Raw genomic sequence first — 15,239 nt, forward strand, 5'->3', positions numbered from 1 at the left:
TCTCCGTTTTAGAGCTGCAAGCTATGGACATATTCGCTCAACTCTTGCATCTTTTTCTCTCTACTCCTTTTGAGTATTTGCTTAAGAGTATCAAACCTCTTCACATAGACAGCGGATTGCCTATCCTGTATTGCCTCATAGGCCGTATTGATATACTGTCGTGCTTGTTCTATATCCCTTCTATAGCAACTCGTCAAAGCTAAATCGAAGGCAAGGGTGGGAAAGCGTAAGTGTCTTGTTGGCATGTGACTGATGGCTTGGGAAAGTGCACGTTGTGCGTCTGTGATGATATGTTCAGGGACATCTGACAACGACGCTAGTTGAACGAAACAAGCGCCTTGATAACTCATTAAGGCAAAACTGTCAAAATGAGCCCATGTGGAATATTCAGCGGAGCGAGAATTGACATCTTGAGAAACAGGGAGCGTACGCAAACAGGTATGATAGTCCCCTCTCTTTGCATGGATTTCGGCTTCTATAGCAGCAATCCACATCGGAGCAATTTCTTGTTTTGGCTCCTTTTCGACAAGCTGCTTGGCGGCCTCGATGCACTGGAACGCCTTGTCATATTGGTCATTGTCATATGACCAAGCAAAGCTCTTGCGCGCCAGTGCGAGAGCCCCCATTTTGCTCTCATTGATTTCAAGTGCGGCCTGACAGGCAAGGTCACAATACTCTCTTGAGCGGTCAAAAGCGCTGATGTCGAAGTGGAGAATTCCTGCAAGAAGTGTGGCTTGTGCGACGATATGCACAAGTTGTGTGCGTATACTGGGGAGAAGAGGACTTTCTAAAAGAGGAAGAAGTTTCTGTACATCATCTAACACGAATGGCAGCATTGAAGCCGCTTTCACAGCCACCGTATTATGCTCTTTCCAATAGTGTTCAACACGTTTGCTGAAGTATTCTATGGTTGTTTCATCAATGGTGAACGGGTGAGCTAAAGCATGGGCTAAACGTTCTATTATTTCGGTTTGAAATTCATAGGATACGAACCAGGAAAGACTCGAAGCCTTGAAAGTTGTTCCAATGATACTTCTTCTCAATCTATCCATATCACTCGTCATTTTGAAGAGGGCTTGACTTTCCTTTATTATATCTTCTCTGTGAGGGTGTTTGCCAGTTCCTTGTATCGATTGAGAGAGAGCTTCAATCTCTTCAGGGATGGGAAGGCCTTGTTGCTGATAGAGGTTCTTTGCTTCCTGATAAGCCCGCACCGCTTCCCGCCGGAGCCCTTGCCGATGCAGGGAGAGCAGCAGGATCCTTCTTCCGGTTTCATCGAGCGGATCATCTCGCAACAGAAGGTTTGCGATGGCTTCTGCTGCTTTGTCGTCCTTTGCTGCCAGGTACGCGTCTGCTAACCAGTGGTGGCACCGGCAGGCAAGTCGCTCTATTTCCCCGCGCCTTCCCAGGCACCATGTTCCGTCCTCCTGCTCTAAAAACCTCCCCCGTTGGAACAAGTCAGACGCTTCTTCGAGCAGCGGGATCGCTGCTGGTTGCGTCGGGCCGATGGTTTCCGCTTCCTTGACAAGCGCTTCGGCGTGGTCGGCATCGACCCAGATAGATGCCTGATCCGCAACTGTGAAGCGCTCGCCAGTTGTCAGCAGGCTTTGCTTGTCCGGTGTCGAGAGAAGAGCACGAAGCCTCGCTGTTGCTCGGTACAAAGGGGTTTCGGAAGCCATATGAGACCAAAGCCGCTGCAACAGCGTTGCGCGTGTCGCTATTCGTTTGTGGTACGTGAGCAAGAACCCCAGGAGGCTTTTAGTGTAACCTGCGTAGGTCTGGATACTACCCCATTCTTTCTCGTCGACAGGTTCCCAGACATCAGTAGAGAGCCGTCTTTCAACACAAAACGGGCCCAGGATCCAGACCCGGAACAAGACGGAGTCGTGATCGTTCAAGTCTCTCATAACCACCTCTTCACCCTGCTCTACAACATCTTCTATCAGAGAGGAGATGTGATCGTTTGCTCTCTGAAAAGCATATGGCAGTGAACATAGCACAAAACGGTGCATCTTGTTTGACACTTCCATATATTACCATAAAAGGTGGTTCTCGTGAAGAACGTATTCTGATGGTACTACAAGCGAACGATGTTCTTTTGCCTGCATGCTTTGCTGGCGTCACTGGATTCGCTTTGAGGAGACAGAGGCAGGCATGGAGGCGAGCGTATGCAGAAAACAGAATGTGACTTCTTGATGGAACACGTCTCCCTGACGTGTGTCTCGCTTCGTGACCTTCAAAACCAGATGGCACATGCTCAGGAGCGTTTACGAGCTCTGGTTGCATCGCTTGATCGGAAAATAGGAAAAGAGGCGACTGATATGCTGGTGGCGGCTCTCTGCCTCAAACTGGATCTGATACCGGCGTGGCTGCGGTTGCCTCAAGAGGATGGTGTTGTATGCAGGGACGAAAACCAACGCTGTACGAACTGCGAATAAGGCACAACATCTTTCATCACGAGTTACAGCATGCCTGTGAGGCGCGGGGGCTGCGTGCCTCCTACCTCGCGTGCGTGTCAGGCGCGGCGATCCCGCGTGAAGCTGCGGACATCATCCTCGCGGCTTTTAATGAGCTGGCGCATACCCACTATCAGCTTGATGAGGTCGAAATAGCGCTCAGACCCCCGCTTGCAGAGCAGGATCTTGAAGGCAAGCTCAGGCAGTTGGACGCTTTGCGACAACAATGGCTGCAAACACGGAGAAAGAAAGCCTTAGATGCGTATCGAGCGCTGGAGCGATGGTTTGAAAACCAGGGGCTTGCACCCGCGTATCACTACGCGCTGGAACGACATGTGATTGTGTGAAAATTTCGCTTTCAGGAGAAGGAGAGTGCTTTCATGACAGAAGGAGCTCAAGAGACGAGAATAAACATCTTCAGACTCATCATAGAGCGTGGAGTGCGTTACCGTACACTCTTCGAGGCTTGTCAAGAACGGCATTTGACCTCTGCCCTCTCTTGCGCTTCTGGTGGGGCGATGCCGAAAGAGCGAGCGGAACGCCTGCTTGCTCTGCTCAATGAGCTCACAAAAGCCACCTCTACCCTTGATGAGGTTGATATCCCGATTCGTCCGCATCTCTCGCGCGCTGAAGTCGAAGACAAGCTGAAAGAGCTGACAGCATTTCGTCTGCGTGTCGGGCCTCGTGGTTACAGCATTGACGATCTTGAGCGCCAGAAACAATGGTTCGCACAACAGTGCATCGGGATCCATTTTAACGGCAAGAAGGAAGGCTACGAGCTGACCGAAGAGGCGGAGGGAGACGAACTATGAGCGCGTATCGACTCATGAACCTGCGCCTTAACGATCTCATGCACATTGTAGAGCAAGCGGTCTCGATCACTGTCGATGCCTTCCATTCCTCTATCAGCGCGTACAGGCAAGAGGCTGATCCTGAGCGCAAAAAGATGTGGCGGCGGCTGGTGCGCGATCATCTCGCGTGGCTGCGCTATCACGAGATCCCGAAAGATGTCTACACACGCTATCCCTGGATTCCGGAAAAGCAGTGGTCTACGTTGGTACGCGTGGATCTCGACGGCGAAACGATCGAGCCTCATGACCTCAATGAGTTGATCTCATGGCTGAAACAGTTTACCAGGCGCAAGCACATCGGGCAGATGTACATCACAATGAGCTGTGAGCGCTCACCCGTTGAAGTTGAAATGGACGTCGAAAAGGAGGCGGGCAATGCAGCAACAGAATGACTTTGAGGTACGTGCAGGGAAAGAGCGTATCTATACTGGCAATGATGCAAAAGAAGCTCATGAGGTCTTTAAGGCTGCTGCCCTGAAGCCTGAGTATTATGATCGCACGATCGATCTTCTCTACAAAGGTCGGCTTGTTGCCGGTTTTAAAGAGAGAATCGGTTATCGACCAACGGAAGACAACCGGAAGCAGACAGATTCATAGATCGCTCCATCTGAGTGTTTTCCCTTTTGGAGCCCTGCTACCCAACGTATCAGGGCTCTTTTTCTGGGTTGACTGGCTCTCTCCCTATGAAGAATCGAGCGATCTCACTTGCGCTCTTGCCGCGTTGCTTGTTTGTGCTTTTTTGGAACGTCTTCGGTGTCCAGGTCTCGCACACAGCCTATTTGTCGTCATAGAAGAATCGAGTTCCTTTGCTGAGGAAGGGAAGGAGGAGCCTGCAAGACCAGGGGACAGCCGATCTCTTTGTCACAGGGTGTATAATTTCCTGCCTTCGGCACCAGGCGGTTTCCTGTGCCGCAAGCACAACAAGCATCCAAGCAGGAGGCATCGGACCGGTTCTCTCGTGCGAGACAACGTATGGAAGAGGTTCTGAACAATGAAAACACCACGCTCTATCACACGGCATGGAGAGACGCAATGGAACAGTGAAAGGAGGCTGCAAGGCTGGCAGGATTCGCCGCTGACTGCCCTGGGGGTCTGTCAGGCGCAATGGCTTGGGGAAGCGTTGCGTGAGGTCGCGTTCACCGCTATTTATACCAGTCCGAGCCAGAGGACGCGCACAACAGCGGAGCTGATCGGCGCTCATCATGCCTGTGATATTCTTCCACAGGATGCATTGCGTGATTTGTATATGGGTGATTGGGAAGGAAAGACGCGTGAGGAGCTTCAACAGCGCGAGCCGGAAGCCTTTACTGCCTTTTAGAGCCGCCCGCATCTCTATCGGCCCGTCAACGGGAGCGAATCCTTCTACGATCTGCGGGAACGCGTGCTCCCCTTTCTCCAAAGCGTGCTTGAGGAACAGAAAGGGGAAACGCTCCTTCTCGTCACGCATGCAGCGACGCTGAAGACCATAATGGCCTTCTTCGATGAGCGCCCAATGGAACGGCTCTGGGAGCCGCCGGCCGCATATCCGACCGGATTATGCAAGGTCGTGATCGAGGAACAGAAGCCGCTGATTGAGCTGTACGGCGATATCTCCCACGATCGTGAATGGGCGAACGTGCAAGGGAGAAGCTGACCAATACGAAACAGATTGTCAAGGAAGATTCGAGAAGGTTCCTCGAAGGTGGGGGACACCGTTCTCCATGCTTCCTTGCTTTCCCTTCTGATAGGCTCTTGCAGTTTTGAGAGAGGAAGGCAACGGCTTGTTGCCAGCATCTCCAGGTGAGAGACTGAAAGGGGGGTGTTTCGTTCCTGAATCTGCATGGAGGTGCACGATGGAAGCTCTCTGACTTCAGCAACGCTCCATTTCTTGGCTTCTACCCTAGGAGAGAGACTACATAGATAGAGCCTGGATGCATATTGCGCCCCGAGACACGCCACGCAGTATCCTGCTCTGCGAACAGCTACTACTTTGCCTGATCTCTCAAAAAGCTGCTGACTTCTCCGCAGTCTTTTTTATTAGAAGTCTTGGTTGGCAAAATTCCCGAAACGGGTTACTATATTATACAGTCACGCGATCATAAGAAAGGGAGGGTAAGATGTGCACAACTGATAGGCCCAGCCCTATGACCGTAGAGCACGAGGGTAAGATTGTGACTGGTTATAGGGTACATGATGCTGCTACAATAATTAGTCTGAATAGTGATCGCCCTGTTGGGGCTGACACGGTAAAGAAACTCCAACAGAAAGGCAAAATAAAAGTGTACAGACTGTCGAGCCGGTTCTATCTTTACGATCAGAAGGACGTAGAGAAATGCGTCTCCAGGCCTCGGGGGAAAACTGCTGGCCTGGCTGCCCAAGAGAGGGCCCGGAGAAGACGAGAGGAACGTGAGAGGCATACCCCGCATGAGAGTTGAGAATGGAGGCGAAACAACGGACCAATTGCCTGCGTGAGCGGATGCCCCTTTTGCGCATGTGGCATGCTGATAGGCTCGGATGTGCTATCAAGGACGTGATAGGTCCAATCGAGTGAGCTTTCTGCATCGTGGAGCCGTTGCAACTTCGTCAGGCCACCGTTTGCCAGGAGCCATATTCTCCGGGCAGATCGCGCCAGGGAGCGCCAGTTCGTAGCACCCAGAGGATCCCATTGAGAATGTGTCGGTGATCGTGAACAGGATGCCCATGCTGTGGTTTTTGCGGGGGGAGCAATGGTTTGGCTGCTCCCATTGTTCGGTCAATTTTCCTCTCTTCATCTTTGAACCAGAGAGAGATGGAGGCAGACAAGACCGTCGCAAGAAAACGGCCAGCTTGCTTCTCATATTAAGAAAACAAAAGGATCGGCTTCCCTTAGGAGGGAGCCGGTCCTTGCCACATATTTCGAGAGCTGATTGCTTCCAAAATATTACATGCTCACTTCAATATGTCTTAACGACAGAATGTGTCCTTGTATCTACTGAGGAAAGGAAAGAAAAATTTTTACTGAAGAAGGGATGGAAAGTGTCTGTATTTGGCGAGCGTCTGGATCATCTTGTATCTCAAGCTGAGAGAGCACCTTGAGCTTGAAGCAAGGAAAGAGTCGATTCTGGATAGGCCAGTCGCATATTGTGACGACCCGAATCAGAATGCGGTGACGAATCATCGCGCCCGAGCTCAACTTCGAGCACTCGCTGCCGGTACAAAGAACATGGAGGCTCAGGAGTCCATCGCCGCAATGGACGTCGCTCGGTCGTCGGTGTTGGCCTCAATGAAACAATTCCAGGCTGAGGTGCAACGCTCTATCGAGACGATCGAGAACATTGCCAATCCGGAAACAAATGCGGCTCGCATTGCGGAGGCGCAGCAGCTTGCGGATGCCGAACGGGCCTTACGTCTCGCTGCTGAATCTCTGCTAAGGCCGCTCAGGAAGAGGCTCGGACTGAGCGAGATGCTGCGGAGGTCGCAATCCGCCAGATGGAAGAGATGGAGCTACAGGTACAACAGCTTCAAGCCAAGCACCAAGAACAGCTTACTGAGAGAGAGCGGGATTATCAGAAGCAGCTTGCAGGTGCGGAGGAGCATATACAGGCATTGCGGCAGGAAATAGTAAAACAGAGAGAAAAAGAACTGCTGCTTCAGGCCCAACGTACAACCTTTCAGGAGAGCGTAAAACGAGAAAGAGAAGAGGTTGAGCGGATGCGGTCAGAGCTGGAAAGAGTGCGGGCCGAGGCTCAGAAGAACCTGGAACGCTTGTATGAGCTTCAGGATAAATTGCTGAAGGAGGGAGATTGTTTGAGGCGGAAGTGGGAGCCAGGAGCATTTCTGAAAGTGATATCCATATGGCTCTCCTCTCACTGTAAAGGTAAAAGCCTGCATCTCATCTTGATACTGGCGAAGCTTCTGCTCACGCTCCTTCCCCGAAAAGTGCTCGTAAAACCGGGCTCCATTGCTGCAAAGCCGAATCCCGTAGAGGATGAGCACGGTATCGAGGGAGAGAGGGTGTTGCGCGTAGAAAGCTGAAAGATATCGATAGAGTCGCAAACAATGTTCCTTTTCGCCCTGGAGAGCAACCCAGGGGTAAGGGACCCCCCAATCCAGATGTCCTTCACACGATTGCTTTGTTGGGATGCCGAGCATGTTGAGGGCGACAACCGTGTCAAAAATTCCTGTGTCAATCTTCGTGCCCAACGTATCTGTCACACGTGAAAACGTAGAAGCCATCTCTTCCCACGTCGCCATAGAAACTCCTCCTCTCATTCTTTCGCTCCTTCTGCGCTTTTACCATCTTTTTCAGTCACCTGGCAGAACCGTTGATAGAGTTCTTGCGCTCGCCCTTCAAGTTCCGTTAAAGGCAAGCGTCTACACTGGTATCCGAGAACTTCCGTCAGTGGTTGCATCCGATCTGCTGAAAACCAGATGGTGCCATCCTGCTCAATTCGTTCGATACCGTCTCGTTTTTGTCCCTCCACATTCAAACGAATGGCCTCTTGTAATGAGAGTCCAGGCGGAAGGACGACTTCCACACCATTGGCGGTTGCACGTAAGGGATATGCGCCGGGTAATCCGTTGGCACCAGGGGCGTGAAAGAGATGTCCCTGTTTCTTCCAAAGGTTCTCCAGAACAGCGACCGCTGAGGATGCAGAGAGGATCTGAGTATATTCCCGCACCATTGATGGGATCTGCTGAAAAAGGGCTGCTTGATTGAGCCTGGGAGTAACATCTTGTGCATCTACTCGTACTGAGAGATGATAGGGGGCATCGCCAGGAGTGCCAAGCGTTCTGAGTCGGTGAACAACATGATTATGCCCAACAAAGTAGATTTCTAACTGCTCAGCTGAAAGATGAAGTTGTGCGGCCGCGGCTCGCCGGAGTGCAGGGACAAGATTCCCGGCATTGCCTACTCCTGTCGTTGGCGTGAGCCCTCCTTTTGCGAGTACTGCTGGCGCATTATCGGGTGATGCTCCAATAAGCACCAGTGGATGCAAGCCTGTTTGCTGCACAGCTCGCATGAGTTTATATTGCAGTACCAGTGACCAGGGCAACCACGGACCAGCTCCAGCCGTTTTCAACCTTTCAGCGAGTGGCGATGGTAAGCGTGTAATCGCTGAGGATGGTAACATCGTTGCGGTTGTAAAAATCACATCAGGCTGGAAGCTCCAGAGTAGAGTGGCTATCTGCTCTTCGTTCCACAGATCCAGCATTGCATAGCTTACTTCTGGTGAGAGGCCCAATTGGTGGGCCGCACAGATGGCTAATTGTGTGCGCTGCTGGATATATTCTAATCGCCGGCCTGCGACCATTACATGGAACGATGGGAACCAATACCGAGAAGAGAGCAGCAATACATCAAAGAACTGCGTTCCAAAATTGCCAAAACCAAGCAGAAGCAGTTTCATAGGGTCCCCCTTTGTAAACCATATGTTGCTGCAACTTCTCGGAGGAGGGCATGCTTTCTCCACGTGCTTGGAAGCTCTTGCTGAAAGATGACCACTGCCTCCTGATAGCGCTTCTTGCTGCCAAGCATTTGTGCACTGGATAGTGAATCTGTTAGCAAAGCAGCATAATGCTCCAGCTCATTCATTTGAATTGCGGCCTTACTGTGTCCATTCCAGATCTCCAAACGCAACCGTTCTGGCATTGTGCCTTGAGCAGGCCATTGTTGATAAAGGGTGAAAGCGTCAGAGACTTGATGTAACTTCCCGAGTGCCAAAGCGACGAGTCCCGCATGATACGCAAGCGTATAGACACTAGAATCAGCGAAAACAGAGCGTGGATCCTGTTGCGGCGTATCCGGAAAGATCTCCTGTGCATACTGGATATACCATTCTGCTTCTCTCTTTCTTCCTGTTTGGGCAAGCAAGACGGCGTTATTCGAATAGATACGGGACTGTATGAGAGGCGTTGTGTGGGGGGCTACGGTCAGTGCTTCCTGAAGTGTGAGCAGGCTTTTAGCGACGTCTCCATGAAATTCATATGCGTTTGCCAGCTCTACAAGCGCAGCAGCCAGAATAGTATGGTCATGACCGTGTTGGGCAAAGGTCACAGCTTGTTGACACAATGTGAGCTTCTGAGATAGATCAAGTCGATGATGAGCGAGCACGCTTTGTAAACGTAGCCCTATAGAGGCAAGTCTGGCCATCTTTTCTTCAACAGGAAATGCCAAAAGAGAGGGAAGGAAGCTCATCAGGAGTCGTTCCGCAAGCGTAAACTGATTACAATTGAGAAGCGTCCAACTCTCAAGTAAGAGATTCTCAAAACGATGAAGGAGCGTTGGATCAGCTTTCTCCCTTTTTTCAGACGAAGCGAATGGTTGTTTGAGCGCGGGCGTATCCGAAACGTGAGAGCCAGTTAGGAGCACTCCGAGAGCGGCTGCGAACTGCAAAAGGGATTGTCTTTTTGTGGGATCGTGTGGGAACATATACTCCTCCCTTTGGAAAGAAGACGAATGCGTCACACGGCATTGCTCCTCCGGATCGGAGAACAGACATGCTTTCAGGGTTGCGATATTCTGTCGTGCTTCAGCAAGCAAACCGTCAAGCTGATCTAGTGAGATCGCCCAAGAAGTCCCTATAGATGAGGTGTTTGAGACGAAAGGAGGTGGAAAATGTTGGGTATCGGGACAAGAGAAGTCGCTCTGTTGATGAAGATTTCTCTTTCTCATCTGCTCTATATGCTGTTTGAGGGAAAGTGGCCATCGTGCACGTGTCGAGGCATCAAGCCGTCCCTGAACCTGTGAAAGCACGTCAAGAACGAGCTCTTGATGCTGGTGAGAGCGGTCTGCCAGGTGAAGGAGGTGTTCCACCGCAGCACGATCTGTAGGGTATTGCTCAAAATAGAGCTGAAGCTGAAGGTGTGCCTCTTCCAGCGCTTTTGCCGTCGCGAAGAGTCCGAGCGCCAGTCCTCGTTGCACCTGTTGGCGTGCTTTCTCGATGCGCAGGCGCACAGCCCTCACGGCTTGAAGCTCATACCAGGGCGCTTCCAGGTCATCTGAGAGAAAGAGCCCTCGCCGAGAGAGCTGTTCAGCTTCTTGCCACAACGGCAACGCTACTTCAGGTTGCTCCTGAGACGTTTCCGCTTCCTTGACGAGAGTAAGAAAGGCAGCGACATCCCACCAGAGCGGCCCTCGCAGGGCGATTCGGCCACGCTCTTCCTCAACAAAGAGCATTCTCCGTTCTAATTCCGGGTCTACTCGATGGAGCCGATCCGAGCTCAGCGCAACGTCCAGACGATGGATGCGAGAGCGTGCATCTTCGACGTGAGGCCAGAGCAGTTGGGCCAACCGCCAGCGAGAGAGGCTGTACTTTTCGGCGCACAACAGGATGGTGAGGAGGTCCCGAAACACCGCTGATTTTTGAGGGATGATTCCCTTCGGCCTCCCTTGGCCACAGAGTTCCAGATGCATGGGCCCGAATGTAGAAAAGCGTATTCTTGTTTGTTGACGCCTTTTTCGTTGCCTATCTTCTTGCATGCTTTCACATCTCCCATAGAGCAAAGACACATCACCTCAAGATACGCACGTATCTTTCAAGTGAGGCCGCTTCTAGAAGTATAGCAGAAATAGTGCTGCTATTCTACCCACTTGAGGAGAAATATTCCTCTGGACCATTGTTTGTGATATGTTCTTTTCTCTCTGAAAATGAAGTATGCTAGCAGTACCAAATGCGGAATGAGCTTTCCTGCTTGAAATCGCATTACTCGTGTGTTCCATTTCTAGCATATCAGAGCGCAGCTCTCTTGTTCCTCACTTCTGCCTCTCATTTTCCTCACCTGAGAGGAGAATGCTCCTGTCGCTTCTGGTGCGGGGAGACGATTCTTGATGGAGCAAGGAAGACAACAAAAAGAAAGGAAAGAGCAGAAGAAATACGAGATAGAAAATGCAAGAAGACTTGCTTCTCTCTTTTTGACGTCAAAAAGAGAAAGAAGATCTTTTCGTCTCTTTCAATTCGTATCCCACATATTGCAGAGGTATACCAGAAATGAAGCTGCTTTTCTACCGAAGAAGATATCGTTTTCCCGTTTCATACCAGTCTGTGAAAGACACTCTTTTCCGTCAAGACCAGGAGCAACGAAAAAAACACACATGTGCTTTTGCTCTTCTGCCTGTCTACCTCATGCATTCATCTCTCTGCTCTGCTGAGAGCAACTCTCATTTTCCTTATCAGAGAAGGAGGAAATTCTAGCTGTTTCTGGTGTAGCATACGCTTCTTCCACCCTACAGGTTGACAAATAAAAAAGGGAAGAGTGAAGAGAAATCATCTCTCCTGAAGCACTCTGTGCAAGTGGAACGGATTTTGAGAAGATTGAAGCAAACAAGCAGGGTAAAAGTGAAAAGAGAAAAATATGAGTGTTATGTGAGCTATATGTGAGTACATATATGTTACGATCAAATGACAAGAGTATACTGTATGCTAGTAAGATCGAAAGGAGACAAACGGTGGCAGCTTTTCATTCTTCAGAAGTGGAAACCATCCAGGCTCGTCCCGATTCCCCGATGGGAATGCAATTCCTGAAGGTTCCTCGGATCTCAGCATCCGTCTCTTCTCAGACACGCGATCTCACGACACGATCGTGCGATGAAACGTCTGACGATGGAAAAAGTAAGTTGGATTGCATTGATGATGAAGACTAGGAGGCGACATGGCAGTTCTCATCTTATCTCATCCTGATGAAGACGCACATGTCCAGCGAATGGTAGCCGAGCTAGACAAGCTCGGCTACCCCTGGTTCATCTTTGATCCAGGGGCATTCTCCGCCCAAATCTCATTTGAGGCAAGCCTCTCATCTGAAAGGAAGAGAAGCACGCTGACCTTTTGTGAAAAGCACATCTGTTTAGAAGATATCACCAGTGTCTGGTATCGTCGGCCTCGCCCTATTGCAGGGGATGAGACATTACCTCCATTGGAGCGCTTGTTTATTGAGCGTGAATCGAAGGCAGGAGTATGGGGATGGCTTCGGGGACTGGAGGCTTTTTGGGTCAATCCAGTGGATGCGATTCGCGCCGCTGGTCATAAGCCACACCAGCTGCAACTTGCCCAGAAGGTGGGCCTGGCGGTGCCTCGTACGCTCATCACCAATTCTCCTGAGGCTTTTCTTGCGTTTTATGAGGAATGTCATGGGAATGTGATCTATAAACTCATGGGGTATCCCTGGTATATTGATGAGGGGGGGATCCCTTTGAGCCTCTATACGACTCGCGTTCCCCGAGATATGATTGCTCAGGCCCATCGGGTGAGCGCATGTGCTCACCTCTTTCAGGAGTTTATCGAGAAACGCTGTGATTTGCGTGCGATCCTCATTGGAAATGAGGTGTTTACTGTTGAGATCTATGGACTCACAGAGGAAACGTACGTTGATTTTCGCGTTGACTACAGCCAAATACGCTATGCTCCCCATTGTTTGCCGGATCAGATACGAGAGGCTTTGCTTGCAATGAATCGTGCTTATTCCCTTGTCTACTCAGCCATCGATCTCGTTTTCACTGCGGAGGGGCAATACATTTTTCTCGAACTCAATCCCGTAGGACAATTTGGCTGGCTCGATCGACAGTGTGGAGTTCCGCTGTATCGAACGCTGGCAGATCTCTTAGTGAAAGGAACATGGTAGCAGATGACCGATACAGAACACCTTGTGCGACACATTGAGCAGCGGCTTCAGCGTCCCCTTCAACCGGCTATTCGCCAGGCTTTTCTTCATATTCCACGGGAGGAGTTCGTATCCCAATACTATCAAAAGCGTGAAAATGGTCTCTCCTGGAAGCTCGTACCTGCAAGCACACAGCAGGTCTATCAGGATCACGTGTTAGTGACAGCAATAGATGACAAGGAGAGGCCGTTCAGCTCAAGTTCTCAACCATCCGTTATGGCTCTTCAATTGGAGGCCCTGGAGATTCAACCGGGGCAACGGATCTTAGAGATTGGAACCGGGACAGGCTATAATGCGGCCCTCCTTGGCTTTCTTGTGGGGGCTGGAGGGCAGGTTATCAGTATTGACATACAAGAGGGATTGATTGAGGTAGCGAAACGGAGGCTCTCAACAACAGGGAATATCTCTGTTTTGTATGGTGATGGCTTTGCAGGGTGTCGCGAGTATGTACCCTATGACCGTATTCTCGCGACATGTGGTGTTCGTCAGGTACCGCAAGCCTGGACTGATCAGCTTCAGTCCAGTGGTCGTCTGATCTGTAACCTTCATACCAATCTTACAAGTATCTTCCTCTGCGCTGACAAATGTCCTTCGGGTCGACTTGAAGGACGACTCCTTGATATTGATGCCTCATATATGCTGATGCACACGGGTTCCTATCAACCGGGCAAACCACTCGATTGGTCTGCATACGAGGCGCTGCCACAGAGGCACGTTCAATTTGCCGAGCCAGTCGATGTCTTGCTGAAATCCCCCGCTTTTTGTTTACAGCTTCAGGCTTTGGTGCCAGGAATTTTCAAGAAATATCACGGGAATCGTGAGGCGATCTATCTCTATCTCTTAACGGATGAGGTTGCGATGCGGGTAGATGGGGACTCGCTGCTTTTCTTTGGTGATCAGCAAGCAGACATAGAACAGAAAATAAAACAGTGTGTCCAGCTCTATAGAGCATCAGGGAGATTGCCGATCAGCGAGTATCGGTTTTCGCTTGATGGGGATTGCTTGCACTTCTCTGTCGCAGGGAAGGCATTTCAACTGTGCCTGCAAAACGAGTAGGGGATGAGGGAACCCTCATCCGATAGGGAGGGGGTTCAAGGTCCGTGTTCTCTCATGGGAATGCTCGTGTGCTGGTGGTCTGAGAGACGGGCCTTCCCCTCTTCTCGGCAGGAGGTGGCTGAGGGGGCACCAGTATCTGCGTTGGAGGGAGAGGTCAGGAAGAGGAAGGGGGAAGCGGACGCAGCAGAGAAGAGGTGTGTATGTGCTGGAGAGGATGAGCGTGACGAGAGGGAGGCGGTGCCGGTGCGTTGCGGATCACAGGAACAGGGGAATGTTCCCATGAGGTCGAAACCAGCAGACAGGAAGTGTGCGTGCGGCCAGGCGGATATGAGTGATGGTCAGGAAGAGCGGTGGGGCGTGTGCCTGTGCGGGTGTTGGGAGCTGCATGGGGAGTGAGAGGCGCTGTGCTGACGGGGCGCAGCGAAGGAGTGCCGTTGCCTGCTCAGCGCAGATTGAGCTGGAGAGGGGGAGCAATCCGCGCTGGGGGCGCTGCACTGGCCATCCGCTGTCTGAGGGCCCTGCATGCAGGAACAGAGGGCAGCGGAGGGCTGTCTGCCCCCCGTTGCTCGGGCGGTGATGTGCGTGAGTTGCGCGAGACTTCCTCGGTTGAGCGCCCCCTTTTCTGTCGTGCGAACGTGTTCTGCGTGTGAAGGAGACGCTGTGGAAGAAGAGAGCCTCTCTTTCCTCGTTGAGAGGTGTGAGCAAGGGTCGTTTGCGACCGGAAGGCGCTGTGTAGGGTGCTTTTGTCTTCTGATCTGCGGAGCGGTTCCCAAGAGAGCGATCCGAGAGAGGAGCGAGCGAGGCTGAGCTGTTGAAGGGGAAGGTTGTTCCTGGTGTTGCGGTGTCGGAGTGCGCTTGAGTGTTGCTGTCTATCGAAGGCGATCATCCTGATATCCGGAATAGAGATGTCTAAAAGGAACATTGCCCTACTCTCTTGTAGTAAAAGGAACTTTGGCTTCTTGCCATTTTGACTTGTAGTAATCGGTACTTTGCTGTTACTGCGTAACAAGCATGTGTTCCCTGGATGGTAGTAAAGCGAAAGAAGCAAGAGCTGCCGGGGTGGGTTGTTGAATTGCTCCGGGTATTGGGTGGTACGGTGCGCTGTGCAGGGGGTTTGAGCGGGTCTGGAGCGTTCTTCGTGCACTCTGTTCAAGGCACCGTGTCTTTGTCTCTCCTTCTGACGGGCTGTTACTCCTACTACAATATGATGGCACGGGTCGGTTGTTCCCGCGGTGCCCCCTATGTTACAAGAATTACTTTC

13 protein-coding genes and 2 pseudogenes are annotated in these 15,239 nt (G+C 51.2%); 9 read left to right on the forward strand and 6 right to left on the reverse strand.

Annotated elements, in window-relative coordinates:
• Positions 1-8: 8 nt before the first annotated feature.
• Positions 9-2,030 carry an AfsR/SARP family transcriptional regulator gene (locus tag KTH_RS32700; RefSeq protein WP_497623142.1) on the reverse strand — a complete coding sequence of 674 codons (2,022 nt, stop codon included), beginning with the start codon at positions 2,028-2,030 and terminating at the stop codon, positions 9-11.
• 138 nt (positions 2,031-2,168) lie between these two features.
• Between KTH_RS32700 and KTH_RS32705 the strand changes: the two genes are divergently transcribed.
• The 6 genes and pseudogenes from KTH_RS32705 to KTH_RS32730 all read left to right on the forward strand — a co-directional run bounded on the left by KTH_RS32705 (position 2,169) and on the right by KTH_RS32730 (position 4,940).
• Entirely contained in the window at positions 2,169-2,438 is a 270-nt protein-coding gene (locus KTH_RS32705) for a hypothetical protein (protein WP_497623144.1), read from the forward strand.
• Positions 2,399-2,803 (forward strand): hypothetical protein, encoded by a 405-nt coding sequence (locus KTH_RS32710; protein WP_497617895.1) that lies wholly within the window; start codon positions 2,399-2,401, stop codon positions 2,801-2,803. Before KTH_RS32705 ends, KTH_RS32710 begins: the two co-directional genes overlap by 40 nt.
• Before the next feature lie 33 nt (positions 2,804-2,836).
• The gene (locus KTH_RS32715) at positions 2,837-3,268 is read left to right on the forward strand and encodes a hypothetical protein (RefSeq protein WP_497623146.1); all 432 of its coding nucleotides are present in this window, start codon (positions 2,837-2,839) and stop codon (positions 3,266-3,268) included.
• Positions 3,265-3,699, forward strand: coding sequence for a hypothetical protein (locus KTH_RS32720; RefSeq protein WP_497623148.1), 435 nt, complete (start codon positions 3,265-3,267; stop codon positions 3,697-3,699). Before KTH_RS32715 ends, KTH_RS32720 begins: the two co-directional genes overlap by 4 nt.
• Positions 3,683-3,904: a hypothetical protein gene (locus KTH_RS32725; protein ID WP_497623149.1), complete on the forward strand. Its 222-nt coding sequence runs from the start codon at positions 3,683-3,685 to the stop codon at positions 3,902-3,904. The genes KTH_RS32720 and KTH_RS32725 overlap by 17 nt, the downstream gene beginning before the upstream one ends.
• Positions 3,905-4,298: 394 nt before the next feature.
• Positions 4,299-4,940: pseudogene (locus tag KTH_RS32730) on the forward strand (histidine phosphatase family protein).
• Positions 4,941-5,875: 935 nt separating this feature from the next.
• On the opposite strand, the pseudogene KTH_RS32735 reads toward KTH_RS32730, so the two are convergent.
• Positions 5,876-6,057 (reverse strand): annotated as a pseudogene (locus KTH_RS32735) (transposase); the annotation flags it as partial.
• 254 nt (positions 6,058-6,311) lie between these two features.
• Between KTH_RS32735 and KTH_RS32740 the strand changes: the two are divergent.
• Positions 6,312-6,887 carry a hypothetical protein gene (locus tag KTH_RS32740; RefSeq protein WP_497623151.1) on the forward strand — a complete coding sequence of 192 codons (576 nt, stop codon included), beginning with the start codon at positions 6,312-6,314 and terminating at the stop codon, positions 6,885-6,887.
• A 95-nt stretch (positions 6,888-6,982) separates the two neighbouring features.
• Here KTH_RS32740 and KTH_RS32745 read toward each other — a convergent pair whose 3' ends face one another.
• From KTH_RS32745 to KTH_RS32755, 3 genes are read right to left on the reverse strand one after another with little or no spacing between them, the layout of a single operon-like run.
• Positions 6,983-7,519 (reverse strand): hypothetical protein, encoded by a 537-nt coding sequence (locus tag KTH_RS32745; protein ID WP_497623153.1) that lies wholly within the window; start codon positions 7,517-7,519, stop codon positions 6,983-6,985.
• Positions 7,520-7,533: 14 nt separating this feature from the next.
• Positions 7,534-8,676 carry a hypothetical protein gene (locus tag KTH_RS32750; RefSeq protein WP_497623155.1) on the reverse strand — a complete coding sequence of 381 codons (1,143 nt, stop codon included), beginning with the start codon at positions 8,674-8,676 and terminating at the stop codon, positions 7,534-7,536.
• Positions 8,673-10,622, reverse strand: a complete 1,950-nt coding sequence (locus KTH_RS32755) for an AfsR/SARP family transcriptional regulator (RefSeq protein ID WP_497623157.1) — start codon at positions 10,620-10,622, stop codon at positions 8,673-8,675. Before KTH_RS32755 ends, KTH_RS32750 begins: the two co-directional genes overlap by 4 nt.
• 1,295 nt (positions 10,623-11,917) lie before the next feature.
• On the opposite strand from KTH_RS32755, the gene KTH_RS32760 reads away from it, so the two are divergent.
• Positions 11,918-12,883, forward strand: coding sequence for an MvdC/MvdD family ATP grasp protein (locus tag KTH_RS32760; RefSeq protein WP_111326353.1), 966 nt, complete (start codon positions 11,918-11,920; stop codon positions 12,881-12,883).
• 3 nt (positions 12,884-12,886) lie between these two features.
• Entirely contained in the window at positions 12,887-13,978 is a 1,092-nt protein-coding gene (locus KTH_RS32765) for a protein-L-isoaspartate O-methyltransferase family protein (protein WP_497623160.1), read from the forward strand.
• Between the two features lie 255 nt (positions 13,979-14,233).
• Here the strand turns inward: KTH_RS32765 and KTH_RS32770 are convergent, their stop codons facing one another.
• A complete protein-coding gene (locus KTH_RS32770; RefSeq protein ID WP_497623162.1) occupies positions 14,234-14,473 on the reverse strand; it encodes a hypothetical protein in 240 nt (79 codons plus the stop codon).
• Positions 14,474-15,239 lie beyond the last annotated feature (766 nt).

It is taken from the genome of Thermosporothrix sp. COM3 (assembly GCF_059696735.1).